Origin of the sequence: Aeromicrobium sp. YIM 150415, from assembly GCF_016918125.1 — a bacterium.
In the GTDB taxonomy this organism is placed as follows: Bacteria; Actinomycetota; Actinomycetes; order Propionibacteriales; family Nocardioidaceae; genus Aeromicrobium; species Aeromicrobium piscarium.
In genome coordinates this window covers 43,858-68,599 of the sequence record NZ_JAERWM010000023.1, presented here as the reverse complement: position 1 = coordinate 68,599, position 24,742 = coordinate 43,858, and the positions used below count along the sequence as shown (strand labels likewise).

The 24,742-nt window shown below is 68.4% G+C and carries 24 protein-coding genes; 11 read left to right on the top strand and 13 right to left on the bottom strand.

The genetic code is table 11. The features are described from left to right. Positions 1–23: 23 nt before the first annotated feature. The 4 genes from manA to JL108_RS15030 form a co-directional block, all read right to left on the bottom strand. Positions 24–1,208, bottom strand: a complete 1,185-nt coding sequence (manA, locus tag JL108_RS15045; protein ID WP_205199027.1) for a mannose-6-phosphate isomerase, class I — start codon at positions 1,206–1,208, stop codon at positions 24–26. 245 nt (positions 1,209–1,453) lie between these two features. Then, positions 1,454–3,175 (bottom strand): DEAD/DEAH box helicase, encoded by a 1,722-nt coding sequence (locus tag JL108_RS15040; RefSeq protein WP_205199026.1) that lies wholly within the window; start codon positions 3,173–3,175, stop codon positions 1,454–1,456. Further along, entirely contained in the window at positions 3,175–4,116 is a 942-nt protein-coding gene (locus JL108_RS15035; protein ID WP_307837284.1) for a glycine cleavage T C-terminal barrel domain-containing protein, read from the bottom strand. The genes JL108_RS15040 and JL108_RS15035 overlap by 1 nt, the downstream gene beginning before the upstream one ends. After that, positions 4,109–4,603, bottom strand: a complete 495-nt coding sequence (locus tag JL108_RS15030; protein ID WP_205199024.1) for an FABP family protein — start codon at positions 4,601–4,603, stop codon at positions 4,109–4,111. The genes JL108_RS15035 and JL108_RS15030 overlap by 8 nt, the downstream gene beginning before the upstream one ends. A gap of 52 nt (positions 4,604–4,655) precedes the next feature. Here JL108_RS15030 and dtd point away from each other — a divergent pair, with 52 nt between their 5' ends. Beyond that, positions 4,656–5,081, top strand: coding sequence for a D-aminoacyl-tRNA deacylase (gene dtd / locus JL108_RS15025; RefSeq protein WP_205199023.1), 426 nt, complete (start codon positions 4,656–4,658; stop codon positions 5,079–5,081). A gap of 312 nt (positions 5,082–5,393) precedes the next feature. Here dtd and JL108_RS15020 read toward each other — a convergent pair whose 3' ends face one another. From JL108_RS15020 to JL108_RS15005, 4 genes are all read right to left on the bottom strand, one after another. Next, positions 5,394–5,690 (bottom strand): DUF1416 domain-containing protein, encoded by a 297-nt coding sequence (locus tag JL108_RS15020; protein WP_143914522.1) that lies wholly within the window; start codon positions 5,688–5,690, stop codon positions 5,394–5,396. 1 nt (position 5,691) lies between these two features. Next, on the bottom strand, positions 5,692–6,540 hold the full coding sequence (locus JL108_RS15015; RefSeq protein WP_143914521.1) for a sulfurtransferase: 849 nt from the start codon (positions 6,538–6,540) through the stop codon (positions 5,692–5,694). A 22-nt stretch (positions 6,541–6,562) separates the two neighbouring features. Continuing rightward, complete coding sequence (locus JL108_RS15010; RefSeq protein WP_307837283.1) at positions 6,563–6,982, bottom strand: DUF4395 domain-containing protein; 420 nt, start codon at positions 6,980–6,982, stop codon at positions 6,563–6,565. 232 nt (positions 6,983–7,214) lie between these two features. Then, on the bottom strand, positions 7,215–7,652 hold the full coding sequence (locus JL108_RS15005; protein WP_143914519.1) for a co-chaperone YbbN: 438 nt from the start codon (positions 7,650–7,652) through the stop codon (positions 7,215–7,217). Between the two features lie 157 nt (positions 7,653–7,809). Here JL108_RS15005 and JL108_RS15000 point away from each other — a divergent pair, with 157 nt between their 5' ends. The 4 genes from JL108_RS15000 to JL108_RS14985 all read left to right on the top strand — a co-directional run bounded on the left by JL108_RS15000 (position 7,810) and on the right by JL108_RS14985 (position 13,146). Continuing rightward, positions 7,810–8,526 carry a response regulator transcription factor gene (locus tag JL108_RS15000; protein WP_143914518.1) on the top strand — a complete coding sequence of 239 codons (717 nt, stop codon included), beginning with the start codon at positions 7,810–7,812 and terminating at the stop codon, positions 8,524–8,526. 46 nt (positions 8,527–8,572) lie between these two features. Beyond that, the gene (locus JL108_RS14995; RefSeq protein WP_307837282.1) at positions 8,573–9,991 is read left to right on the top strand and encodes a carboxyl transferase domain-containing protein; all 1,419 of its coding nucleotides are present in this window, start codon (positions 8,573–8,575) and stop codon (positions 9,989–9,991) included. Between the two features lie 173 nt (positions 9,992–10,164). Beyond that, positions 10,165–10,962, top strand: coding sequence for a mycothiol synthase (gene mshD / locus JL108_RS14990; protein ID WP_205199021.1), 798 nt, complete (start codon positions 10,165–10,167; stop codon positions 10,960–10,962). A 108-nt stretch (positions 10,963–11,070) separates the two neighbouring features. Continuing rightward, positions 11,071–13,146, top strand: a complete 2,076-nt coding sequence (locus tag JL108_RS14985) for an RNA degradosome polyphosphate kinase (RefSeq protein WP_205199039.1) — start codon at positions 11,071–11,073, stop codon at positions 13,144–13,146. A 175-nt stretch (positions 13,147–13,321) separates the two neighbouring features. Here JL108_RS14985 and JL108_RS14980 read toward each other — a convergent pair whose 3' ends face one another. The 4 genes from JL108_RS14980 to JL108_RS14965 all read right to left on the bottom strand — a co-directional run bounded on the left by JL108_RS14980 (position 13,322) and on the right by JL108_RS14965 (position 17,569). Next, the gene (locus tag JL108_RS14980; protein WP_205199020.1) at positions 13,322–14,476 is read right to left on the bottom strand and encodes an ABC transporter permease; all 1,155 of its coding nucleotides are present in this window, start codon (positions 14,474–14,476) and stop codon (positions 13,322–13,324) included. 5 nt (positions 14,477–14,481) lie between these two features. Then, positions 14,482–15,651: an ABC transporter permease gene (locus JL108_RS14975; RefSeq protein ID WP_205199019.1), complete on the bottom strand. Its 1,170-nt coding sequence runs from the start codon at positions 15,649–15,651 to the stop codon at positions 14,482–14,484. Positions 15,652–15,654: 3 nt separating this feature from the next. After that, complete coding sequence (locus JL108_RS14970; protein ID WP_205199018.1) at positions 15,655–16,638, bottom strand: ABC transporter ATP-binding protein; 984 nt, start codon at positions 16,636–16,638, stop codon at positions 15,655–15,657. A 283-nt stretch (positions 16,639–16,921) separates the two neighbouring features. Then, positions 16,922–17,569 (bottom strand): hypothetical protein, encoded by a 648-nt coding sequence (locus JL108_RS14965; RefSeq protein WP_205199017.1) that lies wholly within the window; start codon positions 17,567–17,569, stop codon positions 16,922–16,924. Positions 17,570–17,664: 95 nt separating this feature from the next. On the opposite strand from JL108_RS14965, the gene JL108_RS14960 reads away from it, so the two are divergent. From JL108_RS14960 to mnhG, 6 genes are read left to right on the top strand one after another with little or no spacing between them, the layout of a single operon-like run. Continuing rightward, positions 17,665–20,523: a Na+/H+ antiporter subunit A gene (locus JL108_RS14960; protein WP_205199016.1), complete on the top strand. Its 2,859-nt coding sequence runs from the start codon at positions 17,665–17,667 to the stop codon at positions 20,521–20,523. A 37-nt stretch (positions 20,524–20,560) separates the two neighbouring features. Next, positions 20,561–21,043, top strand: coding sequence for a Na(+)/H(+) antiporter subunit C (locus tag JL108_RS14955; protein ID WP_143914510.1), 483 nt, complete (start codon positions 20,561–20,563; stop codon positions 21,041–21,043). Further along, positions 21,040–22,656 (top strand): Na+/H+ antiporter subunit D, encoded by a 1,617-nt coding sequence (locus JL108_RS14950; RefSeq protein WP_205199015.1) that lies wholly within the window; start codon positions 21,040–21,042, stop codon positions 22,654–22,656. Before JL108_RS14955 ends, JL108_RS14950 begins: the two co-directional genes overlap by 4 nt. Then, positions 22,653–23,195 (top strand): Na+/H+ antiporter subunit E, encoded by a 543-nt coding sequence (locus tag JL108_RS14945; RefSeq protein WP_205199014.1) that lies wholly within the window; start codon positions 22,653–22,655, stop codon positions 23,193–23,195. Before JL108_RS14950 ends, JL108_RS14945 begins: the two co-directional genes overlap by 4 nt. Next, on the top strand, positions 23,192–23,512 hold the full coding sequence (locus JL108_RS14940; RefSeq protein WP_205199013.1) for a monovalent cation/H+ antiporter complex subunit F: 321 nt from the start codon (positions 23,192–23,194) through the stop codon (positions 23,510–23,512). The genes JL108_RS14945 and JL108_RS14940 overlap by 4 nt, the downstream gene beginning before the upstream one ends. After that, entirely contained in the window at positions 23,509–23,832 is a 324-nt protein-coding gene (mnhG, locus tag JL108_RS14935; protein ID WP_205199012.1) for a monovalent cation/H(+) antiporter subunit G, read from the top strand. Before JL108_RS14940 ends, mnhG begins: the two co-directional genes overlap by 4 nt. A 95-nt stretch (positions 23,833–23,927) precedes the next feature. On the opposite strand, the gene JL108_RS14930 is transcribed toward mnhG, so the two are convergent. Next, on the bottom strand, positions 23,928–24,716 hold the full coding sequence (locus JL108_RS14930; protein ID WP_205199011.1) for an exodeoxyribonuclease III: 789 nt from the start codon (positions 24,714–24,716) through the stop codon (positions 23,928–23,930). Between the last annotated feature and the right edge of the window lie 26 nt (positions 24,717–24,742).

Genomic DNA, 24,742 nt, shown 5'->3' with positions numbered 1-24,742 from the left:
AGGTGCGTAGGTCACCGCCCCGGTCAGACGAGATCGACGAGCCGACTGGCCGCGCGATCCTGAGGGGCGTAGGCCTCGGCGATCTCCCCGGTGCCGTAGACGGTGAGCTCACCATCCTCGAATCCGGCGTACACGGCGTCGCCGCGGGTGAGCTTGAGCCGCTCATCGGAGACGTTCACCAGCTCGACCTCACCACCGGTGCACACCACGATGCGCTGAGGTGCGTCGAGCAGTCGCACGCCGTCCGGCTCGCCGCGGGAGCACTGGGTCACCGCGAGGGCGAAGTCGCCGACGCCCGGATCGTAGACCTCCGTCGTGAATCCGAGGGCATCCGGCGTGACCCGCGCCAGACGTGACATGCCGGCATCGAGACAGTCCACCAGCCCCTGGGTGTCCAGATGCTTGCTCGTGAGACCCGCTCGCAGGACGTTGTCCGAGGTCGCCATGACCTCCAGGCACAGTCCGCGCAGGTGGGCGTGCACCACGCCGGTGTCGAGGAAGGCGGCCTCCCCGGGCTGCAACGTGAGCCGGTTCAGCAGCAAGGAGATCACGACCCCGGCGTCGTTCGGGAAGTCCTGACGGATCAGCAGGGCGGTCGCATAGGCCCGTTTGATGTCGAGGCCCTGGTCGAGCAGGTCGCGGCAGCACTGCACGACCTGCTCGATCTGCAGGTGATCGATCGGTTCAGAGAGCAGGGACTCCACGAGACGCACGATGCCGGCGAACCCGGGGTTCGCGCGCAGCTCGTCGTGCATCCGCTGCGCGAGGGGAGCCTCGATCGGGGCGAGCACCCGCAGGATCTCCGCGGTGGGCCGGAATCCCACCACCGTGTCGAAGGTCGACAGCGCGTAGATCATCTCCGGCTTGTGGTTCGGGTCCTTGTAGGTGCGCTCGGGAGCATCGAGGGCGATACCGAGCGCGTTCTCCCGCTCGAACCCCTGCCGCGCCCGTTCGCGGTCGGGATGAACCTGCAATGATAGGGGACGACGTGCCGAGAGGAGCTTCAGGAGGAAGGGCAGCTCCCCCGCGACCTCGTCGAGACGCCGCTTGGACCCATCGGACAGCGTGACGGACGACGGGTCCATCGGGTGGGTGCCCATCCAGACCTCGGCGACCGGCTCATCGGGGCGTCCGGCACCCACGAACCGCGGGATCTCGTCGAAGGTACCCCAGTCGTAATGCCGTACGGCGTTGTCGAGGACGAACACCTGTCCAGTCTAGGTCGGACCGCGCGGCGGGGCGGCGTAACTCCAATGCCCTCACCCGCCGCCTGGCCGGCCTCGTGTCCTGCGGCCGCTCTCTCGTCGCTCACGAGACACGACACGACGAAGGATGTGCATCTGCGGTTGCCATAGCGACCACGAAAGCACATCCTGCATCGCCGGCTGGCCCGGTTACCGCGGGCGGTGAGCTATCACGCACCAGAGCGCCGAAAGTGCGGGATAACTCACCGCTAGGTGCGCGAACCCTTGCGGTGCGGAGGCTTGCCGCCTCGGCCCTTGCCTCCCTTGTACGGTCCGCCCTTGCGGGGTCCGGACCTGTCACCGCCGGGGCGGCCCTCATCACGGCGCAGCTCGATACGTCGCCCGGAGATCCGGGTATCGCTGAGCGCATCGAATACCTCGCCGGGCAGATCCGGCGGCAGCTCCACGAGGGTGTGGTCCATGCCGATGGTGATCTTGCCGAAGTCCGAACGCCGAAGCCCGCCCTCGTTCGCCATCGCACCGACCACCATCGCCGGGGTGACCTTGTGCCGTTTGCCCACGGCGATCCGATAGATCGTTCGGCCGTCCTTCGGAGCACGGCGCTCCCGCGGCTCGCGCGGCTCGCGCTGGTCACGTGGCCCTCGCTTGTGGGGACCGGGCACCTCGCCGGAGACGAAGAACTCGTCGCCATCGTGTCCCATCACCGCGAGCGCGGCGGCGATGTCGATCATCTCCACGCCGTTCTCCTGCGCGTACTGCTCGACGAGCCCACGGAAGGCATGGAACTGCGGCGAGCCCATGCTGGAGGTGATCTCCTTGGCGAACTTGTCCACCCGGCGCGCGTTGACCTCGTCGGCCGTCGGGATCGACATCTCGACGACCGGCTGCCCCGAGACCTTCTCGATCGCGACGAGCATCCGCCGCTCGCGAGGGGTCACGAACACGATCGCGTCACCGGTACGGCCCGCACGGCCCGTGCGGCCGATGCGGTGGACATAGGCCTCGGTGTCGTGCGGGATGTCGTAGTTGACGACATGGCTGATGCGTTCGACGTCCAGTCCGCGAGCCGCGACATCCGTGGCCACCACGATGTCGAGGACACCGGACTTGAGCGCCCCGACCGTGCGCTCGCGCTGAGCCTGAGCCAGATCGCCGTTGAGGGCGGCCGCCTGATAGCCGCGGCTGCGCAGCTTCTCGGCCAGCTCCTCGGTGGCCTGTTTGGTGCGGACGAAGATGATCATCGCATCGCCCGATTCGACCTCGAGGAGACGAGTCAGCACATCGAGCTTGTGGTGATGCGAGGTCGCGATCCAGCGCTGGCGCACCGAGCTGGTCGACTGACGCGCCTGGGGAGTGGCGATGTCCATCGGGTCGTGCAGATACTGCTTGGCCAGCCGGCGGATCGCCGTCGGCATCGTCGCCGAGAACAGGGCGACCTGCTTGTACTCCGGGGTGTCGGCGAGGATCCGTTCGACATCCTCGGCGAAGCCCATGTTGAGCATCTCGTCGGCTTCGTCGAGCACCAGGACGTCCAGGTGCGAGAGATCGAGGGTGCCGCGTTCCAGGTGATCGATGACGCGGCCCGGGGTGCCGACCACGACATGTGCTCCGCGCTTGAGCCCGGAGATCTGGAACTGATAGCTCTGCCCGCCGTACACCGGCAGCACCTGGAGGCCCGGGGTGGCGGCGGCATAGGTGGCGAAGGCCTCGCAGACCTGCAGGGCGAGCTCACGGGTGGGCGCCAGCACCAGCGCCTGCGTCTGCTTCGCCGAGGGATCGAGGCGCTGCAGGATCGGCAGGGCGAAGGCGGCGGTCTTGCCGGTGCCGGTCTGCGCGAGGCCGACGACATCCCGGCCGGTCAGCAGGGCCGGGATGGCCTTCTCTTGAATGGGGGTGGGCGTCTCATAGCCCAGTCCCGTGACGACGTCGACGATCGCGTCGTCCAAGCCGAGTTCGGCGAAATCGGCCATTACCGGGCCGCTCGCACGTGTAGTCCTGCGTCGGGGTCCACGATGATCTCCTGTGATGCGGCGACACCGTCGGCCACGAGTGTGGCGGCGGGGTCGACATTGCGTTTGACGACGGCCAGGGCGATGGGCCCCAGCTCGTGATGGCGTGCGCTCGAACCGACCTGTCCGACGACCTTGTCGCCGTCGAGGATGTCGGTGCCGTGCGCGGGAAGGTGGTCGACCGAGCCGTCGAGCAGCAGCCGGACTAGGCGGCGCGGCGGACGTCCGAGGTTGTAGACGCGGGCCACCGTCTCCTGTCCGCGGTAGCAGCCCTTGTCCAAGTGGACGGCGCGGCCGAGCAGACCGACCTCGTTGGGGATGCTGCGGTCATCGGTGTCCAGGCCGAGCCGCGGCAGTCCCTGCTCGATCCGAAGGGCCTCGTAGGCCCAGGTGCCTGCCGGCCGGCCGAGTTCGGCGGGGAGATCAGCCAACTCATCGCGGGCGATGATGCGTGGCATCAGCTCGGCCCCCGTCGCGATGAGGACGTGCTCAGGGTCGCGCGCCACCTCGACGCGCGACATGAAGCGCATGCGATCGAGGAAGGCGATCAGGTCGTCGGCGGCACCCGGTTCAGTGAAGGCGCGGAAGACATCGTTGCCGTCATCGAAGCCCGTGAAGGCGAACTCGATGCGTCCCTGCGGGGTGAGCAGGAGGACATCTGTCCAGGTGTCGGCGGGGAGCGACTCCAGATGCTGGGTGGTGAGCGAATGCAGCCAGGTCAGCCGGTCGGGTCCGCTCACGGTGAAGACCTCGCGGTTCGACAGGTCGACGAAGCCCTCGCCGGCGATCAAGCGCCGCTGCTCGGGGACGATCGATCCGTAGTGCGCGGCGACGCCCGCATCGGGCGCGTCGGCCTCCACCGCCCCGGGAAGGTCGAGCAGGGGGCTGCGGTGTTCAGACACGAGCGAGCTTCCCCCATAGGTGGGACTGGAGCGGCTGGCCCTCGGCGGCCATGTCATAGGCGTACATGAGGTTGCCCTCGACGAGGCCGTACATCCGCTGGCCGGCGGTGTACTCCTTGGCGGTCTCGGTGCGAGCGATGACATCGGTGCTGAGCGTGAGACGAGGGCCGTCGATCTCGCCGTACCAGATCTCGGCGTACCCGGTGGGATGCGCGAGGACCATCTCGACCTTGCCCTCGCCGGCGGCCCGGAGGAATCCGGTCTCGAGGGCGCCGGGTCGCACGCGATCGCCGTCCTCGTCGGTGATCCAGGTCTGACTGAAGTAGTGCAGGAAAGGGCGGGTGTCGTGGGTGAACGCGATGTCCTGCTCGAAGCCGAACTCCTCGATGGTGGGGTAGTCCCCGCGGCCGTTGCCGTGCCAGTGCCCGAGGAGCCAGGCGAGCGGCATGACGTCCTGGTGGAGGTCGGGCGGAATCTCGAAGGCCATAAGGGCCATCCTATCGCTGATCGCCTGAGGCCCGACACGTACGCTGGCGCGCATGCGGGCAGTCGTGCAGCGGGTCACACGAGCATCGGTCACCGTCGACGGCGAGGTGGTCTCACGCATCGATGGACCGGGGCTGATGGTGTTGCTCGGGGTCACCCACGACGACACTCCCGAGCGCGCCGAAACGCTCGCCGCGAAGCTCTGGAAGCTGCGAATCCTGGCCGAGGAGAAGTCGGCCTCGGATATCGACGCGCCGATGCTGGTAGTCAGTCAGTTCACCCTCTACGCCGACACCCGGAAGGGACGTCGTCCATCCTGGGGCGCGGCAGCGCCGGGACCGGTGGCCGAGCCCGTGTACGAGAAGTTCTGCGCGGCCCTCGAGGCACTCGGCGCGACCGTCGGGCGTGGCGTGTTCGGGGCGGACATGGCCGTGGAGCTCGTCAACGACGGACCCGTCACGCTGATCCTCGAGGCCTGAGTCGTCCACCATCCGCTCGCTCACCAGCGGCGGTAGACCATCAACCTCTCGTGCGCTGCAGCGGTACGCCATCAACCCCATCCGGTCCCGATTACGTTGACCAGCTACCGCTGCGAACGCGAGCCCCCACGGGACACCATTCAACGCGTCGCCGCTGCAGCGGTACGCCACCAACCCCATCCGGTCCCGAATACGTTGACCAGCTACCGCTGCAGCAAACGAAAGGTTGACCAGCTACCGCCACTGCGCGGGAGTGACGACGAAGGGGACCCACCGGATCGGCGGGTCCCCTTCGTTCGATGCGTCGTCGGGTCAGACGGTGACGGCCACCTCGGCGACCGAACCCTTCTGGGCGACGACCTGACGCTCCACGACATCGGCACGCGGCGCGAGGGTGCGCAGCGTCCACGAGCCGGGAGCGGCGAAGAACCGGAACTGTCCGGTGGCCGAGGTCGGAACCTCGGCGGTGAACTCGCCGCCCGCGTCCAGCAGCCGCACGTACGCGTTGCCGACCGGCTCGTCACCGCGGGTGACGATGCCCTGGATCACGGCCTGGTTGGCGACGTCGACGCCGTCGAGGCTCGGTCCGCCCTTGATCGCTCCGCACATGTCAGGCCTCCCCGGGCTCATCGCCGAGGGCGACCGGCACGCCGCGCAGCGAGCCGTACTCGCTCCACGAGCCGTCGTAGTTCTTGACATTCGGGTAGCCGAGGATCTCCCGCAGCACGAACCAGGTGTGCGAGCTGCGCTCGCCGATGCGGCAGTAGGCGATGGTGTCCTTGCCCTCGTCGAGGCCGGCGTCGCTGTAGAGCGCCTTGAGCTCGTCATCGCTCTTGAAGGTGCCGTCCTCGTTGGCGGCCTTGCTCCACGGGACGTTGCCGGCGGTCGGGATGTGACCGGCGATCTGCGCGGCCTCCTGCGGCAGGTGCGCGGGGGCCAGCAGGCGTCCGGCGAACTCGTCGGGGCTGCGGACGTCGATGAGGTTCTTGGTGCCGATGGCCTCGACGACCTCGTCGCGGTAGGCGCGGATGTCCTCGTTGGGGTCCTTGGCCGTGTAGGTGGTGGCCTCACGGCTGGGCACGTCGGTGGTCAGCTCGCGCGAGTCGAGCTCCCACTTCTTGCGGCCGCCGTCGAGCAGGCGCAGGTTCTCGTGGCCGTAGTACGCGAGGTACCAGTACGCGTAGGCCGCGAACCAGTTGTTGTTGCCGCCGTAGAAGACGACGGTGTCGTCAGCGGAGATGCCCTTCTCACCGAGCAGCTTCTCGAGGCGGTCCTTGCTGATGAAGTCGTGGCGCACGCCGTCCTGGAGATCCTTCTTCCAGTCCAGCTTGACGGCGCCGGGGATGTGGCCCTTGTCGTAGGCCTCGGCGTCCTCGTCGACCTCGACGAGGACGACGTTCTGATCGTTGAGATGCTCCTCGACCCAGTCGGCCGTGACGAGCGCGTTCTCGCGGCTCATACTCATTCCTTTCGGTGGTGACTCAGGCCAGGGAGGTGGCCAGTCGGCGGGTGATCAGGTACAGCTCGCAGCCCAGGCACAGGCCCGTGGCGGCGTTCAACAGTGCTGCGACGAGGGCCGCAGCGGTGGCGACGAAGCCGAGCACCGTGAGGCCGGTGAGGAAACCGGCCAGGGCGATGGCGACGAAGATGAGGCCGACGAGCTGGGCGAACTGCGGCGGGCGCGCGTCCTCCCACTCGGTCGGGGCCGCGAGGCGCGGGCGCACCACGCGGGCGAAGAACAGGGCATAGGGCGTCGCGCCGACTCCCACGAGCGCTCCCAGAGCGAACACGATGCCCTGGAGTGCCAGCACGATCTCGCGTCCTGGCGCCGGCACCACGAGGGCGACGGCGAGGACGGCCGCGGTGAGCGCAGCGGCGACGCGGGGACCACGTGGGTCCACCTGCACAGGTCGAGACAAGGGATGCTCTCCGGGGAAGGCCGCGGGCGCGGCCGGCTGACAGTGGTGGCGGGGAGTCAGCGAAGACGACACAGCGCGGAGCGCACGTGGCAGTTGTCGACCGCCCGGCGTCGCGTGAGGAGTGCCGTGATGAACATGTCCATCAGCTTAGGGGCGAAATCGGACTACCCCACCATGCGTCTCGAAATACAAGACAACTATCCACACTGTGAGATCAGTCGACCGCTTCCGCCACGGCGGCGAGCACCTGATCGCGGCTGGGAGCACCGGAGGCACGCCGCACCAGCCGACCGGAGGAGTCCAGCACGAAGACGGTCGGCGTACGCAGGACATTCCACTGCCGCACCAGCTCCAGGTGCGCCTCGGCATCGACCTCGACCACCTCCACGCCCGGCACGATCTCCGTGACCTGAGCGAGCACGGCCCGCGTGGCCCGGCAGGGCTGGCAGAAGGCGCTCGAGAACTGCACCAGCGTGGCCCGATCGCCGAGCGACCGGCCAAGGACCTCGACATCGAATCGGTCCGCGACATCATCGATCGCAGGCACGCCATCACTCCCTGTCGAACGGAACCGGCCGTTGACCGCGCGAGCCGCGAAGGCCACCAGGAAGGTCGCGATGAGCGCGGCCATGAGCACCCACCAACCGGTCATGTCATCAGGGTAGAACGCGACCGAAACAGATGTGATTCAGTTCTCATTCCACCTGTCACACCTAGAAACATCACTGAATCATGAAGTAGAGTCGACCCAGCAATGAGGCCACGGTGAATTCACCATGGCCTCAACGTGTACCGGGAGGATTCCACGTATGTCCCACCTGATTCTGCTCACCAGGAGCACCCAGTCATCGGTGGAGGTGCTGCCCGCGCTGGCTCTGTTGCCGCACCACGTGAAGATCCTGCCCGCTGAGGCGAGCGCCCTCATCGACGCTCCGCAGGCCGATGCCGTGCTCGTCGACGGCCGCCTCGACCTCGCCCAGGTCCGCTCCCTGACCCGCGTACTTCGCACCACGGGCATCGATTGCCCTCTCCTTCTCGTCCTCACCGAGGGCGGGCTCGCCGTAGCCGCCGCCGACTGGGGCATGGACGATGTCATCTTGACCACCGCGGGGCCCGCCGAGCTCGAGGCGCGGCTGCGGCTGGCCATCGGTCGCCTGCAGCAGGCCAAGACCACCGGCGACGACGATGCCCACGTCATCACCTCGGGCGGACTGGTGGTCGACGATGTCACCTACACCGCCAAGCTGGAGAACCGCTCCCTCGACCTCACCTTCAAGGAGTTCGAGCTGCTCAAGTTCCTGGCCCAGCACCCGGGCCGGGTCTTCACCCGCCAGCAGCTGTTGCAGGAGGTCTGGGGCTACGACTACTTCGGCGGCACGCGCACCGTGGACGTCCACGTCCGCCGGCTGCGCGCCAAGCTCGGTGCCGACCACGAGACCCTGATCGGCACCGTCCGCAACGTCGGCTACCGCTTCGTGGCCGCCAAGCGCGAGGCCTCGCGCGACACCGCCGACACCTCGGCCTAGGGCATTCGCCGCCCACGCGCGGCGCACAAGCACTAGAGTCGCGGGCGTGGGACGCCTGAATGCACGCGAGCTGATCGATCTCGTCCTCGACGAGGGCTCCTACACGTCCTGGGACGAGCCGATCGACATCAGCGGGCATCGCGAGCCGTACCGGACCGAACTGCGCGCCGCAGCCGAACGCGCCGGGACCGACGAGTCGATCGTCACCGGCCGCGCCACGGTCAAGGGCCGGCCGGTGGCCGTCCTCGTCAACGAGTTCGGCTTCCTCGCCGGCTCCATCGGCCAGGCCTCCGCCCGTCGCATCGTCTCGGCCGTGCGCCGGGCCACCGCCGAGGGGCTCCCCGTCCTCGCGACGACCGCATCGGGCGGAACCCGGATGCAGGAGGGGACTCCGGCCTTCGTGACGATGGTCGACATCTCCCGTGCGCTCATGGACCACAAGGCCGCGGGCCTCCCCTATCTGGTGTACCTGCGCCACCCCACCACCGGCGGAGTCTTCGCCTCCTGGGGGTCGCTGGGACACATCACGATCGCCGAGCCGGGTGCCCTCGTCGGCTTCCTCGGACCCAAGGTCTACGAGCTGTTGAACGGAGCTCCGTTCCCGCCGGGCGTGCAGACCTCCGACAACCTCGCCCACCGCGGCATCATCGACGCGGTGGTCTTCCCCGAGGAGCTGCCCTCGATGGTCGACACCGCCCTGTCGGTGCTCGTGGACCCCGCCGAGCCGTCGAGGCGCCACCGCCGCAGCGAGCAGACGACCACGCGACACGACACCTGGGAGTCGGTGCAGCTGACACGGCGCGCCCAACGAGCGGGGGTCCGCGAGGTGCTCCGCTACGGAAGCGACGCGACACTGCGCCTGCAGGGAACCGAGAAGGGCGAACGGGACTCCGCGATGATCGTCGCTCTCGCCAGGCTCGACGGCGTGCCGTGTGTCGTCATCGGCCAGGACCGCACCACCCAGAGCCGCATCAAGCCCATGGGTCCCGCGGCGCTGCGCGAGGCCCGTCGAGGAATCCGCCTCGCCAATGAGCTCGGCCTGCCGCTCGTGTCCTTCATCGACACCCCCGGCGCCGAGCTCTCGCCGCAGGCGGAGGAGGGCGCGATCGCCGGTGAGATCGCCCGCTGCATCAGCCAGTTGTCCACCATCCGCGTGCCCTCGGTCTCGGTGCTCCTCGGCCAGGGCTGCGGTGGAGGCGCACTCGCGCTGCTCCCCGCCGCACGGGTCATCGCCACACAGAACGCGTGGCTCTCACCCCTGCCGCCGGAGGGCGCCAGCGCGATCGTGCACGGCGATATCGATCATGCCGAGGAGCTTGCCCGCGCTCAGCGCATCGGCGCGTTCGACCTGCGCGAGTCCGGCACCGTGCACCGGATCATCCCCGAGGACGATGAGGACGATGCCGAGTCCCTCGCCCGGGCCGTCGCCGCCGAGGTCGGGGCTCAGCTGCGCGAGCTTTCCTGAGGACCCGGGGCGGTGAGTTACGCACCTCTCACCACGCACGAAAGGTGCAGGACCCACCGCCGCGAGGAGCGGTGGGTTAGGCACCTCTCAACCGCCTCGAGACGTGCGCAACCCACCGCCCACGCGAGCGAGAGCGGGATAACTCACCGCCCACGGATCGGTAGGCTCGCGATATGAGCGCTCAGAGCATCACCGACCTCGCCGAGGCAGCGCGCGCGGCCGACGGAGTCGCGCCGTTCAACGAGGCCACCACCATCGCCGTGGAGAACGAAGGCCCGTGGCGGGTGTTCCACGAAGAGGACCACGCCGCAGCGCTCGCCAGCGGCGACGCTCCCGTCGAGCTCGCCGTGCACCCCGACCATCGTCGCCAGGGCCGAGGCAGGGCCTTGCTCGACCGTTTGCTCGCCGGCGGCGAGGAGGCGTTCTGGTCCCACGGCGACCTGCCGGCAGCCCGCGCCCTCGCGGCCTCGAGCGGCCTGCGCGAGGCCCGCACGCTGCTCGTCCTACGGCTGTCGATGACCACAGCCCCCGAGGTTCCCGAGCCCGAGGGCATCACCCTGCGCTCCTTCGACGAGTCGGATGCCGATGCGATCGTCGCGATCAACGGGCGCGCCTTCGCCTCGCATCCGGAGCAGGGGGCGATGGACCGCGCCGACTTCGACCGGCGCCGCTCTCAGCCGTGGTTCGACCCGGCCGGTCTCTTCGTCGCCGAGCGGGAGGGCCACGTCGTCGGCTTCCACTGGACGAAGGTGGAGGGCGATGTCGGCGAGGTCTACGTCGTCGGCGTCGATCCCGACGCGCACGGCGGCGGCCTGGGCACCGCTCTCACCGCACGCGGCCTGCGCCACCTGTGGGACTCCGGTCTCCGGACCGTCGACCTCTATGTCGAGGGCGACAACGCACCCGCCCTCGCCGTCTACCGCAGGCTCGGTTTCGCCGAGCATGCGCGCGATGTCCTCTGGACCTCGTGAGTCACCCGCGGAACACGTGTTCACGCACCGTTCACGTTTTCGTGTCATCGTGAACTCGTGGAGAGTTCGGACCTGATCGAAGCCGCGACGTCGCCTGACGAGTTCGACGTGGATCCGCCCTATGACCCGCACGAGGGCACCCTGCCCGACGATCGCTTCCTCGATCGCGAGCTGTCGTGGATCGCCTTCAACGCGCGGGTCCTCGAGCTCGCGGAGGACACCAGCCTGCCGCTGCTCGAACGGGTGCGCTTCACCGCGATCTTCAACAGCAACCTCGACGAGTTCTTCATGGTCCGCGTCGCCGGACTCAAGCGTCGCATCGCGGCCGGCGTCGCCGTGCCCTCGGCGAGCGGGCTCAAACCACGCCACGTCCTCACCGAGAGCTTGCGCGAGAGCAACGCCCTCATGGTCCGTCAGGCCGAGCTGTTCACCTCCTCGCTCGTGCCCGCGCTCGCTGCCGAGGGCATCGGACTCGTCACCTGGGCCGATCTCGATGCCGACGAGCGCGAGCGGCTCGGCGAGTTCTACCGCGAGCGTGTCTTCCCGATCCTGACTCCGCTCGCGGTCGACCCGGCGCACCCGTTCCCCTATATCTCCGGCCTGTCGCTCAATCTCGCCCTGCTCATGCGCAACCCGGCGACCGGCAAGGAGCACTTCGCCCGGGTCAAGGTGCCGCCGATCATCGACCGCTGGGTGCCCGCGTCCGATGGCCGGTATGTGCCGCTCGAGGAGGTCATCGCGGCCCACCTCGACATGTTGTTCCCGGGCATGGAGCCAGTGGCGCACCACATGTTCCGTGTGACGCGCAATGAGGACCTGGAGGTCGAAGAGGACGACGCCGAGAACCTGCTCAAGGCACTCGAACAGGAGCTGCTGCGGCGGCGCTTCGGCCCGCCGGTGCGGCTCGAGGTCGAGGACACGATCACCGACGACGTCCTGTCCCTGCTGGTGACGGAACTGCGCATCACCGAGGAGGAGGTGTTCCGGCTACCCGGGCCGCTGGACCTGCGCTCTCTCAACCAGATCGCCGACCTCGATCGACCGGAGCTGCAGTATCCGCCCTTCGTCCCCGGCACCCATCAGCATCTCGCCGAGGTCGAGACCGCCAGTCCGGCCGACCTGTTCGGGGCACTCCGCAAGCGCGACGTCCTCGTCCACCATCCCTACGACTCCTTCGCGACGAGCGTGCAGCGCTTCATCGAGCAGGCAGCCGCCGACCCCGATGTGCTGGCGATCAAGCAGACCCTCTACCGCACCTCGGGAGACTCCCCGATCATCGACGCGCTCATCGACGCCGCCCGCGCCGGCAAGCAGGTGCTGGTCCTGGTGGAGATCAAGGCACGTTTCGACGAACAGGCCAATATCCGGTGGGCACGCAAGCTCGAGCGCGCGGGCTGCCACGTCGTCTACGGTCTCGTCGGCCTGAAGACCCACTGCAAGCTGGCGCTGGTCATCCGCGACGAGCCCGACGGGTTGCGTCGCTACGCCCATATCGGCACCGGCAACTACAACCCCAAGACCGCTCGCCAGTACGAGGACCTCGGACTGCTGACCTCGGATGCCGGTGTCACCCACGACCTCACCGAGCTGTTCAACAACCTGTCCGGCTTCGCCCAGAACACCGATTACGACACCCTGCTCGTCGCCCCGCACGATGTCCGAGCCGGTCTGCTCGAGCGTATCGGCCGCGAGTCGGCCCACGCGCGCGCCGGACGCGAGGGGACGATCCGGATCAAGGTCAACGCGCTCGTCGACGAGGAGATGATCGACGCCCTGTACGAGGCATCGCGCGCCGGCGTGCGCATCGATCTCATCGTGCGAGGCATATGCGCCCTCCGCCCCGGAGTTCCGGGACTGAGTGAGAACATCCGGGTACACAGCGTGCTCGGTCGGTTCCTCGAGCACAGCCGGGTGTTCTGGTTCGCCGGCGGCGGCGAGCCGGAGGTGTGGATCGGCTCGGCCGATCTGATGCACCGCAACCTCGATCGCCGCGTCGAGGTACTCGTCCGGGTGCCCTCGCAGCAGCACGTCGACCAGCTCTCGGAGCTCCTCGCGACGATGGCCTCCCCCGAGACGATGTCCTGGCATCTGGACTCCGAGGGGGCGTGGACCCGCTACGGCGACCAGGACATCCAGGCGAGCCTCATCGACCAGGCCCGGTCTCGCCGTTCCCGCCGCGACTGAGGACGCGTCCCGGCGCACCGGCCGGGAGGAGGGCGAGGTGGCGCATACTCCGGGTCTACTTCACGGCCTTCTTCCCACCCGTGGGCGGAACCGATGTACGCCTTACCGCCGCGTTGGCCACACTCTGTCGCAAGCCTAACGACAGGGGTCGCGGAGTGGACCGGGCAGCGAGTGCTCAGAGCGAGCGTTCGACGCTGCGGCGCAGGCTCCAGGTGCCGGCGGCGAGGACCACCGCGGCCATCGCCACGAGCACACCCAGCTGCGGCAGGATATCGATCAGCCCGCCGTCATGACGCTGGATATCGGCGAAGGCGTCGTAGGCCCAGGCATGCGGGGTGATGTGGGCGACCCTGCGGAGGGTGTCGGAGAAGATCTCCAACGGGGCCATGCCGCCGCCGAGACCGGCCAGCACCAGGCCCAGCCCGACGCCGATCCCGCTCGCGGCCGCCTCATTGTCGACGAGCGAGCCGAGCAGCATGGCCGCTCCCGCCGCCACCGCACCGAAACACGCCAGGATGAGGACGGCCAGCAGCGGATCGCCCCAGTCGACATCGAAGATCAGCGCGGTGGCGACCATGATGTACAGGCCCTGGAACATCGCGATGGCGAATCGTCCGGTCGCCTGGCCCATCAGCACCTGCCCCGATCGCACCGGCGCCGAGAGCGATCGGGCGATCACCCCCTCGCGCCGGGCCTGGATCAGGGTCGCCGACCCTGCCAGCGAGGTCAGGAAGACGAACAGCAGCAGCTGCGAGGTGGCGCCCACCTCGAACTGGCCGACGCCGGAGAAGGCCTGTGCGACGTCGTCGACATCGCGGACCGTGACCCCAGGTGGCGTCACCCGCTCCTTCGCGGCATCGAGGGCCGACTCCGCCGCGGGTGCCTCGATGCCACGCTGCGTGAGCGCATCGAGCTCGGCGCGATCCAGTTGGAGCGTCTCGACCGCCGTGGCCACCTGTTGTCGCATGGCCATCCCCGCCGCTCCCGCCGCGGGCACGACCTCCAGCTCGATGCGGTCGCCACGCGCGTAGGCATCCTCCGCGCCATCGGCAAGGATCAGCCCGGCGGCGGCCCGGCCTCGTGACACCTGTTCGAGCGCCTCGTCCTCATCCGCGACACGGACGGACAGATCCTGCGACTCCAGCTGAGCGACCACGGCATCGCGCAGCGCCCCGCTCTCGCCCACGACCTGCACGCCGCCTTGGGTGCCACCGCCGCCGAAGGTCGAGCCCAGCACGAACACCAGCAGCATCGGGAACACGAAGACGAAGAAGATATTCGACTTGTCGCGCAGGAAGCGCAGCAACTCCGCCCACGCGACGGCTGCCACGGCCCTCACAGGGACGTCCCACGGTCGGGCACCAGGCGAGAGATCGCACCGACCACGACGGCGAAGCCGAGCATGATGAGCACCGGTCCGACGATGTCGGACACACCGCCGCCCCCGGAGGTGATCCCCAGACCACGGACGAAGGCGGCGATCGGATTCAGGTCCAAGAGCCTGGCGAGCAGGCCCGACGCGGCCAGCGGGAAGAACGCCCCACCCGCGACGCCCAGGGTCACCGCGATGATCGACTGCGCGATATTGGCCTGCTCGGCGGTCTTGGCCACGCGCGCGATGACGAACATCAACGAGGCCGCCGCTGTCACGACCGACAGGACCAGCAGGCCCACCGCCGGCAGCGAGCCGAAATCGACACCGAACATGAGGCCGCCCACCACCAGCAGGATCGTCGTCGCCACGATGCCGAGCAGGAAACTGACCAACCCCTTCGAGATGAGCACAGCGCTCGGGCGCATCGGCATCGACAACAGGCGCGGGAGGGTTCCCTGGTCCCGCTCGGCGTTCAGGGAGAGCACGCCGAAGCCGACCGTGAAGAGCAGGAACAGCCCGGCCTGACCGGCGACCAGCGCCCCGGAGTCGCTCAACTGCTCGTCGGAGGCCTGCCCGTCGACCAGGGAGATCGACGGCTCGGCGGTGGCCACGTCCTGCGCGATGGCCTCCAGATCCGTCGGAGGCACGCCGAGCGCGCCGGCCGCCTGTGTCGCGACCGTCGCGGCCCCGAAGCGGTCGACGATGCCGGTGAGCACCGAGGTCAGGACCTGGCCCTCCAGCCCGGCGCCGTCACCCTCGATGACGGTGATATCGCGCCCGTCTCCGCTGCTCAGGCCTTCGCCGAAGCCCTCGGGTATCAGCAATCCGATGGTGGCGGTCCCGTCGCGAGCCTCGGCGCGAGCCCGATCCTCGTCGACCTGGTCCACGGTGATCGACAGCCCGTCGATGCCCTCGAGCGCGCTGACGATGGCGCCGGCGGAGGCATCGCCCTGGGGAACCGAGGCGGCCACCGTCATGTCGCCGAGTTCGGTGCCCTCCTCGGCCCCTCCGATGATCAGGTTCAGGATCCCCATGAGCGCGAGTGGGACGACGATCGCGAAGATGATGACCGACCGGTCGCGGATGCGCTGTTTGAGGTCTGCGGCGGTCATCGTCCAGATGCGGCCCATAGGTCAGTCCCTCAAGGCCTTGCCGGTCAACTGGAGGAACACCGACTCGAGATCCGGTCGGGTGATCTCCACATCGGCCAGTGACATCCCGGCACCGGTGGCTCGTGTGACGATCTCGGCGACGGCGGTGGGCGCATCGTGGACCGTCAGCCGCAGCGCGAGACCGTCGTGGTCGACCTGCTCGACCGCGGACAGCTGCCGGAGGCTCTCGATCGCCTGCGGGAGGTCACCGGTGCCGGCCAAGCGGATCTGGTCCACACCCCCGGTGAGCCGGATGAGCTCGTCACGCGTGCCCTCGGCCTGGATCCGGCCGGTGTCGATGATGCCGATCCGGTCGCAGAGACGCTCGGCCTCCTCCATGTAGTGGGTGGTGTACAGCACGGCCATTCCAGCGGTAGACAGCCGCTCCACCGATTCCAGGATGGAATTGCGGGACTGCGGGTCGACGCCCACCGTCGGCTCGTCGAGGATCAGCAGATGCGGCTCGTGCAGCAGCCCGATGCCGATGTTCAAGCGCCGCTTCATGCCGCCGGAAAAGTTCTTGCTCTTGTCCTTCGCCCGGTCGGCCAAGCCGATCAGGTCCAGGACCTCCTGGACACGGCCCTTGAGATCGGCGCCACCCATCCCCTGCAGCCGGCCGAAGAAGACGAGATTCTCCCGGGCGGACAACTCCGGATAGATCGCCAGGTCCTGCGGCACCAGACCGATGTGACGCTTGGGCTGGGGGTGCGAAGGGGACATCGGCTGACCGGCCACTCGCACCGTGCCCGCGTCCGCGCGGATCAGTCCGGCGACCATCGAGATCGTGGTGGTCTTGCCGGCTCCGTTGGGCCCCAGCAGACCATAGGTCTCACCCGGAGCGATGCGGAAGCTCACCTCGTCCACGGCCATCAGATCGCCGAAACGTCGCGACAGGCCGTCGACGACCAGCACGTCATCGGCAGCGGGTCCTTCGGTGTCCGCCGCCTGGTCCTCGTGCACCGTCATCGTCACTCCCGACTCGGTCTGGTTGGAATCATCCTAGATGAGCGAGACCTCCGTGATGCGGATGCTCGAACGCCAGCCGTCCCGAAGAATCGCCGTCACTCCTCGTGAACCCGGCCGGGATCGACGCAAGAGGTGATTCTGTGATTGCGGGGACAGCCACAGAGGCACATCCTGCGCGCGATCGATCACGCCTGCGCGAGCACCGTGACGGCAAATCGCCCCCATCTCCGCCGCATCGAAGAACGGCATGAGTGTCAGCCCGCGGCAGCGAGCGACACCGCGGTCAGCGGTTCTCGGCGAGGTCGGGCGGCTCGTCTCGACGGCGCTCGGCCTCCTCGCGCTCCTCTGCCGTGCGCCGCAGCCGATCGGCCTCCTCACGATGGAGCCGGTCCGACTCGGAGCTGACCTCCAGGTCGCGGCGCAGGACACCGAGCTGCCGCCTCCTCCGGACGGCCGACCAGCGGGCCAGAATCAACAGGACCGCGGCGAGCGCCCCCGCTGCCACGCCGATCCAGGTCCCGGTCACGAAGCCGGGCGCCTCGCGCGACCAGATATCGCGTCCGTCACTCGCGGCGTCGTTCCCACCGAGCACGACCGACAACGTCAGCAGATTGGGCACCGCCAGCAGGACCGCGAGCAGCACCAGAGCAGCCCGGACCTTCCATCGCGGCCTCAGCACGAAGGCCAGCACGAACACCGGCAGAGCCGCGAAGACGGCGCCGATCAACAGCCCCCAGAGAACCCCGGTCGGCGTCGAACCGCCGACCAAGGCGCCGATGCGCTCCCCCCACCAGCGGGGAAAGAACGCTGCCGCGAGAGCGTACGCGGCCAGAACCAACAGCACGGCGACCACGATGACGACCGCCCGCCGCGCCCACCGAGGCGGCTCGACACCGCGGGGTTCCGTGGCCTCCTGGCGTTCTTCGGACATGCCCTCATGGTGACACCACTGGACGTTTCTCGCTGGCCGGCGCACAATACTCAGATCGGCGCAGCTGGGACCGTTCCGCTACGCTGTGGTCAACCATGCTCTGGTTGATTGCGCTCCATTTCCTCGCCGCTGCGGTCGCCCCTGCCCTCATTCGCCTGCTGGACCGCCGTGCCTTCTGGATCATGGCGCTGGCCCCCGCCCTCTCCTTCGCCTGGTTGCTGCCGAAGACCCTCGAGGTCACGCGCACCGGCGAGGCAGTCGTCGAGCAGATCGTCTGGGTCGAGTCGATCGGACTCGACCTCGACTTCGCCATGGGTCCCTTCGCGGCGATCCTGGCCCTGCTGGTGACCGGCATCGGGGCACTCGTCCTCATCTACTGCTCGTGGTACTTCCGCCCCGGCGACCCGGAGATCTGGCGCTTCGCCGGCGTTCTCACCGGTTTCGCCGGCGCGATGCTCGGGCTGGTGCTCTCGGACAACGTCTTCGTGCTCTACACCTTCTGGGAGCTCACGACCGTCCTGTCCTTCCTGCTCATCGGTCACAACCCGGATCGGCGCGCCAACCGCCGCGCGGCCATGAGCGCCCTGATCGTCACCACGTTCGGCGGCCTGACGATGCTGATCGGGCTGGTGATCCTCTACGTGCAGAGCGGCACGGCGCTGCTCAGCGAGATGATCGCCTCCCCGCCGGAGCCCAACGCCTGGGTGACCGCCGGTGTCATGACCGTCCTGGTCGGCGCGCTCTCGAAGTCCGCGCTCGTCCCGTTCCACTTCTGGTTGCCCGGCGCCATGGCCGCACCGACCCCCGTCAGCGCGTACCTCCACGCCGCGGCCATGGTCAAGGCCGGTGCGTTCCTCGTCGCACTCATGGCCCCCGCCTACGCCGATACACCGGGCTGGCGACCCCTGCTGGTCACGCTGGGCATCCTCACCATGATCGTGGGCGGCCTCCGCGCACTGCGGCAGTACGACATCAAGCTGCTGCTCGCCTACGGCACGGTCAGCCAGCTCGGCTTCCTGGTCGCGATGGCCGGCACCGGCACCCGCGCCGCGGGCTTCGCCGCTCTGTCCCTGCTGTTCGCGCACGCGCTGTTCAAATCGGCGCTGTTCCTCATCGTCGGCATCATCGACCGGTCCGTCGGCACCCGCGACCTGCGTGAGCTCAACGGCCTGCGCCAAGCCCGTCCGGTGCTGTTCGTCACGACGCTCATCGCGGCAGGCTCGATGGCCGGCATCCCGCCGATGCTCGGTTTCACCGCCAAGGAGGCGGCCCTCACCGCCTATGTCGACCTCGGCCACGATCTCGGCTGGGGCCTCGGCGGCTGGCTCGCCCTCGCCGGCATCGTCGCCGGGTCGATCCTCACGATGGCCTACACGGCGCGATTCGTCTGGGGCGCGTTCGGCAGCAAGCCGAACGTCCCGCTCTGCGCGCCACGACGCTTCTCCCCGGGCTTCCAGGCCGTTCCCGTCTTCATCACGATCTTCACCGTGGTGGGCGGATTCGTCGGCGGCTGGCTCACGCCGCGGGTCGCCTCCTACGCCGAGGCGTTCCCGGAGGGGGCCCACGAGCCCGTCCTCGTACTCTGGCACGGGGTCACCCCGGCGCTCGGGCTCTCGGCCCTCTGCATCGTCGCGGGCCTCGCGCTGTTCTACTTCCGCCGGCCGGTCGCGGTGGCCCAGCACGCCGTGGTCGACCGGCTGCCGATGCCCGATGCCGACCGCTCCTATCACGCGATCATGCGCGGAGTGGATCGCCTGGCGGTCGAGGTGACCGGCCGCACGCAGCGCGGTTCACTGCCCTTCTACCTCGGCGTCATCCTCGTCACGCTCATCATCGTCCCCGGCTGGGCGCTCATCCGCGCCTGGGAGACACCCCAGGTGAGCGATATCCGACTGGCCGACAACTACCTCCAGATGGCCGCCGGGATCCTGATGATCATCGCCGCGGTCCTCACCGTGCGCTCACGGCGTCGCCTGCGCGCCGTCCTGCTACTCGGACTGACGGGATACGGCACCGCCATCCTCTTCGTGGCCCACGGCGCCCCCGACCTCGCCCTCACCCAGGTGCTCGTCGAGACCTTCCTGCTCGTCACCTTCGTGCTCGTGCTGCGGCGCCTCCCCCCGTTCTTCTCCGACCGGCCCTTCAACGTGATGCGCTGGGTGCGCATCGCGATCGGCACCGGTGTCGGGCTCCTGGTGGCCGGGGTCGCGCTGATCTCCTCCAACGCCCGGATCGCCGACCCCATCTCCGCCGGCTGGCCCGACCCCGCCTACGAGTACGGCGGCGGCAAGAACATCGTCAACATCACCCTCGTGGACATCCGCGCCTGGGACACGCTCGGCGAGCTGAGCGTGCTGGTGGTCGCGGCCACCGGTGTCGCGAGCCTGATCTTCCTCATCACCGATCGCTCCACGCGCAACCTGAGCCGCCCGCACCGCGTGGTCACGCCGGACTCGAATCAGTGGCTGGCCGCCAACCTGCACGACGCCCGCCGCTCGATCGTCTTCGAGATCGTGACGCGCCTGATCTTCCACACGGTGATCGTGTTCTCGATCTACCTCATGCTCGCGGGTCACAACTCCCCCGGCGGCGGTTTCGCCGGCGGTCTGATCGCGAGCCTGGCCCTGATGATCCGCTATCTCGCGGGAGGCCGCGAGGAGCTCGACAACGCGGCTCCGGTGGACGCCGGACTCGTCCTGGGCACCGGGCTCGCGATCGCGGCCCTCTCAGGCATCATCCCGACCCTGCTCGGCGGAGGAGTGCTGCAGAGCGCGATCTTCGACATCCCGCTCGGCCCGCTCGGCGAACTGCATCTGGTGACTTCGGTGTTCTTCGACATCGGCGTCTATCTGGTCGTCGTCGGCCTGGCGATCGACGTCCTGCGCAGCCTCGGAGCGGGCATCGACCAGCAGGCAGAGGCCGAGGATCTCGACGAGGAGGCGACCCCCGCATGAACGAGCGCGAGCATCCCTCCCCGCAGGAGGTGACGGCATGAGTCCCAACCTGATCCTCGTCATCGTGGCCGGCGTGATGGTCGGCACCGGCGTCACGCTCATGCTCGAGCGCAGTCTCACCCGCATCCTGGTGGGCTTCGTGCTGATCGGCAACGGCCTCAACGTCCTGCTGCTGATCGCCTCGGGACCGGCCGGACGCGCCCCGCTCATCGGCGAGGGCGAGGGGCCGATGAGCGACCCGCTTCCTCAGGCGATGGCTCTCACCGCCATCGTCATCACGATGGGCGTCACGGCCTTCGGCCTGGCCCTGGCCTATCGCGCGTTCCAGCTGACCGGCACCGACGACGTGCAAGACGACCTCGAGGACGACTTCATCCGCCGCCGAGCCGAACGCGACGAAGCCTCCACCACCTTCGAGGACACCGAGCTCGACGAGTCGCTGCCCGACGAGGAGGGTGCCGACGAGCCCGATGACATCGGGGTCTCCACGGACAGCCCTCGCGGGGAGGACGCCCGATGAGCGAACACATCCTCGAACAGCTGGTGCTCGCACCGGTCATCCTCCCGCTGCTCGGTGCCGGGCTCTGCCTGGCCTTCGGGCGCTATGCCTTCCTCCAGCGCATCATCAGCATCGTCACCCTGGCGCTCGTGGTCGCCGCATCGGCGACGCTGCTGTATCGCGCCGACGCCTTCGGTCCTCAGACCTTCAATGTCGCGGGCTGGCCGGCCGAGCTCGGCATCAGTCTGGTCGCGGACCGGTTCAGCTCGCTGATGCTGATCGTGTCCACGATCGTGACCCTGGTGGTCCTGCTGTACTCGATCGGCCAGGGCATCGTCGAGTACGGGCGCGAGACACCGCTCTCGGTCTTCTATCCGACCTTCCTGGTGCTGAGCGCGGGCGTCTCCAATGCCTTCCTCTCCGCCGATCTGTTCAACCTCTTCGTCGGCTTCGAGATCCTGCTGGCATCGTCCTATGTACTGATCACCCTCGGCGGCACGAACGCCCGCGTCCGGTCGGGCACGATCTACATCATCGTCAGCCTGATCTCCTCGGTCCTCTTCCTCATCGCCATCGGCGCCGTCTACGCGGCGACCGGAACCGTCAACTTCGCGCAGCTCGCGACCCGGTTCGGCGAGCTGCCGACGGGTGTCGCGACGCTGCTCCAGTTGCTGCTCCTGCTCACCTTCGCGGTGAAGGCGGCGGTGTTCCCGCTCTACGCCTGGCTGCCGGACTCCTATCCGACCGCCCCGGCCCCGGTGACCGCTGTGTTCGCCGGCTTGCTGACCAAGGTCGGCATCTACGCGATCCTGCGGACGCAGACCCTGCTGTTCACGCCCGACACGCTACGCACCCTGCTGCTCTGGGCGTCGATCCTGACGATGGTGATCGGCATCCTCGGCGCGGTCGCACAATCGGACATCAAACGTGTCCTGTCCTTCACGCTGGTCAGCCATATCGGCTACATGCTGTTCGGCATCGCCCTCGGCACCCAACTGGGCATGCAGGGCGCCGTCTTCTACATCGCCCACCACATCACGGTGCAGACCACGCTGTTCCTGGTGGCCGGGCTCGTAGAATACCGCGCGGGGACCACCAACCTGGACCGCCTCGGCGGCCTGGCGCGACTCGCCCCGATCCTGTCGATCATGTTCTTCATTCCGGCGATGAATCTCGCCGGCATCCCGCCTTTCTCCGGTTTCCTCGGCAAGCTGGCCCTCGTCCAGGCCGGTGTCGAGGACCACGAATGGCTGGCGGCCACCGGTGTGGTGGCGGCGATCGCCACGAGCCTGCTGACGCTCTATGCGATCGCCAAGATCTGGAATCGCGCCTTCTGGCAGCCCAAGGACGAGGATGAGCTGCCCTCCGCGTCGCTGACGATGGACTGGACTCCCACCGGCGGCTCGCTCCACGGCACCAAGAGCGTGGCGACCAAGACCCAGCGGGCGACGAGCTGGAAGGAGCTCGAGGACGACTCCCGGCTCCCGGCGCGCATGGCGATGCCGACGCTCGCGCTCGCCCTCGTCACGGTCGGGCTGACGGTGTTCGCCGGCCCGATCATGGGCTATGCCGACCGCGCCTCGACCGAACTGCTCGAGCGCACCCCTTACATAGAGGCGGTGTTGAGCAAGTGAACCGGCTGCGCATCCCCGTCATCGTCGGGCTCACCATCGTCTGGTCGATGCTCTGGGGCGAGGTCACCGTCCTGAACGTGATCGGCGGCCTCATCGTCGCGACCCTGGTGATCGTGGTCTTCCCCTTCCCCTCGGTCGACCTGCACGGACGCTTCCGCCCGTTGTCGGCGCTGGTGCTGCTCGCGCGTTTTCTCTTCGATCTGGTGGTGGCGAGCTTCCAGGTGGCCTGGATCGCGATCCGCCCGATCGCTCCCCCGCGCAGCGCGGTAATCGAGGTGCATCTGGTCGGGAAGTCCGATCTCCTGCAGGTAATGACGGGCGAACTCGTCTCACTGGTGCCGGGATCGTTGTTGATCGAGCTGGACGCCGACACCGGGCGGATGTGGCTGCACGTGCTCGACGGCTCGACACCCGAGGCGATCGAGTCGGCGCGGCACAAGGCGCGACTCCAGGAGCATCGGGTCCTCGCGGCCTTCGGCTCCCGTGAGGACTACGAGACCAGTCGCGATCAGCTGCGGGCTGAGGGGGCGAAGGCATGACCACTGTCGGCATCATCTGCGCGATCATCCTGGGGCTGACCGGCGTCCTGTGCATGGTCCGCATCGTGCGCGGGCCGACGATGCTCGATCGCACCGTCGCCGCCGACGTGTTCGTCGCCGCGTGTGTCGGCGCGATCGGCGTGGAGGCGGCCGTCAACAACCACACCAACACCCTGCCGGTCCTGGTGGCGCTGGCTCTCGTCGCCTTCCTCGGCTCGGTGAGCATCGCCCGCTATGCCGCGCCGGACTCGGACCGCAGCGCGGCCAAGCGCCCCGATACGCCTGAGCAGACGCAGCGAGAGGACGAGATCCGATGATCGACTACATCGCCGGGGCGCTGCTGATCTTGGGAGCGAGCTTCGCGCTGGTCGCGGGTATCGGCATCCTTCGCTTTCCCGAGCTGCTGACCCGCATGCACGCGGCCACGAAGCCGCAGACCCTCGGGCTCCTGCTGATCCTGGCAGGGCTGGCGCTGCGTGCTCAGGACCTGGGCGACATCACGGTGATCGTGGTGGTGGCGATCTTCCAGATGCTCACCGCGCCCGTCTCGGCGCATATGGTGGGCCGTGCGTCGTTCCGCACCGGCTTCGTCGACAAGAGCCGCCTCAACGCGATCGAGATCCCCGACCAGTCCTGATCCCTCCAGGTCCGACTTTTGCCGGGTTGTGGCCCCTCAGGAGTGCTCGTGAAGGGCCACAACCCGGCAAAAGTCGGACGTAGCGAGGGTGTGTCTCAGTCGGCGAGATCGACGACGACGGGAGCGTGGTCGCTGGCGCCCTTGCCCTTGCGCTCCTCGCGGTCGATGAACGCATCGGTCACGCGCGCGGCGAGCGCCGGCGAGCCCAGGATGAAGTCGATCCGCATGCCCTGGCGCTTCGGGAACCGCAGCTGCTGATAGTCCCAGTAGGTGTAGACGCCGGGGCCCGGAGTGTGGGGACGGACGACATCGCTGAACCCGGTCTCGACGATGGACGAGAACGCGGCGCGCTCAGGCTCCGATACGTGGGTCCTGCCGTCGAACTCGGCTATATCCCAGACGTCGTCGTCCTCGGGGGCGATGTTCCAGTCGCCGGTCAGCGCGACCTGTGCCTGGTCGTCGGCCTGGAGCCAGCCGCGCCCGGCGGCCTCGAGGCGCTTGAGCCAGTCCAACTTGTAGGCGTAGTGCTCGTGGTCGAGCTCGCGTCCGTTCGGGACATAGAGGCTCCACATCCGGATGGAGCCGGTGGTCGCTCCGATGGCACGCGGTTCGAGGATCTCACCGAAGTGCGGCTGATCGTCCGCGAACTGGCGATGCACGTCGGTCAGCCCGACGCGGGAGATCAGCGCGACACCGTTCCACTGGTTGACGCCGAAGTGGGCGAACTCGTATCCCATCGACTGCAGTTCGAGACCGGGGAACTGGTCCTCACGGCACTTCGTCTCCTGGATCGCCAGGACGTCGACATCGTGACGTTCCAGGAAGGCCAGAACGCGGTCGATCCGGCTGCGGATGGAGTTGACATTCCAGGTCGCGATACGCACGCCTCGAACCTATCGAACCGGGTGAG

Coding starts and splice junctions, on each gene's coding strand:
- JL108_RS15040 (WP_205199026.1), bottom strand. CDS start 3,175: ATGGCCGATTTCGCCGAACTCGGCTTGGACGACGCGATCGTCGACGTC.
- JL108_RS15030 (WP_205199024.1), bottom strand. CDS start 4,603: ATGGCCTTCGAGATTCCGCCCGACCTCCACCAGGACGTCATGCCGCTC.
- dtd (WP_205199023.1), top strand. CDS start 4,656: ATGCGGGCAGTCGTGCAGCGGGTCACACGAGCATCGGTCACCGTCGAC.
- JL108_RS15020 (WP_143914522.1), bottom strand. CDS start 5,690: ATGTGCGGAGCGATCAAGGGCGGACCGAGCCTCGACGGCGTCGACGTC.
- JL108_RS15015 (WP_143914521.1), bottom strand. CDS start 6,540: ATGAGCCGCGAGAACGCGCTCGTCACGGCCGACTGGGTCGAGGAGCAT.
- JL108_RS15005 (WP_143914519.1), bottom strand. CDS start 7,652: ATGACCGGTTGGTGGGTGCTCATGGCCGCGCTCATCGCGACCTTCCTG.
- JL108_RS15000 (WP_143914518.1), top strand. CDS start 7,810: ATGTCCCACCTGATTCTGCTCACCAGGAGCACCCAGTCATCGGTGGAG.
- mshD (WP_205199021.1), top strand. CDS start 10,165: ATGAGCGCTCAGAGCATCACCGACCTCGCCGAGGCAGCGCGCGCGGCC.
- JL108_RS14975 (WP_205199019.1), bottom strand. CDS start 15,651: ATGGGCCGCATCTGGACGATGACCGCCGCAGACCTCAAACAGCGCATC.
- JL108_RS14970 (WP_205199018.1), bottom strand. CDS start 16,638: ATGACGGTGCACGAGGACCAGGCGGCGGACACCGAAGGACCCGCTGCC.
- JL108_RS14965 (WP_205199017.1), bottom strand. CDS start 17,569: ATGTCCGAAGAACGCCAGGAGGCCACGGAACCCCGCGGTGTCGAGCCG.
- JL108_RS14960 (WP_205199016.1), top strand. CDS start 17,665: ATGCTCTGGTTGATTGCGCTCCATTTCCTCGCCGCTGCGGTCGCCCCT.
- JL108_RS14955 (WP_143914510.1), top strand. CDS start 20,561: ATGAGTCCCAACCTGATCCTCGTCATCGTGGCCGGCGTGATGGTCGGC.
- JL108_RS14950 (WP_205199015.1), top strand. CDS start 21,040: ATGAGCGAACACATCCTCGAACAGCTGGTGCTCGCACCGGTCATCCTC.
- JL108_RS14940 (WP_205199013.1), top strand. CDS start 23,192: ATGACCACTGTCGGCATCATCTGCGCGATCATCCTGGGGCTGACCGGC.
- mnhG (WP_205199012.1), top strand. CDS start 23,509: ATGATCGACTACATCGCCGGGGCGCTGCTGATCTTGGGAGCGAGCTTC.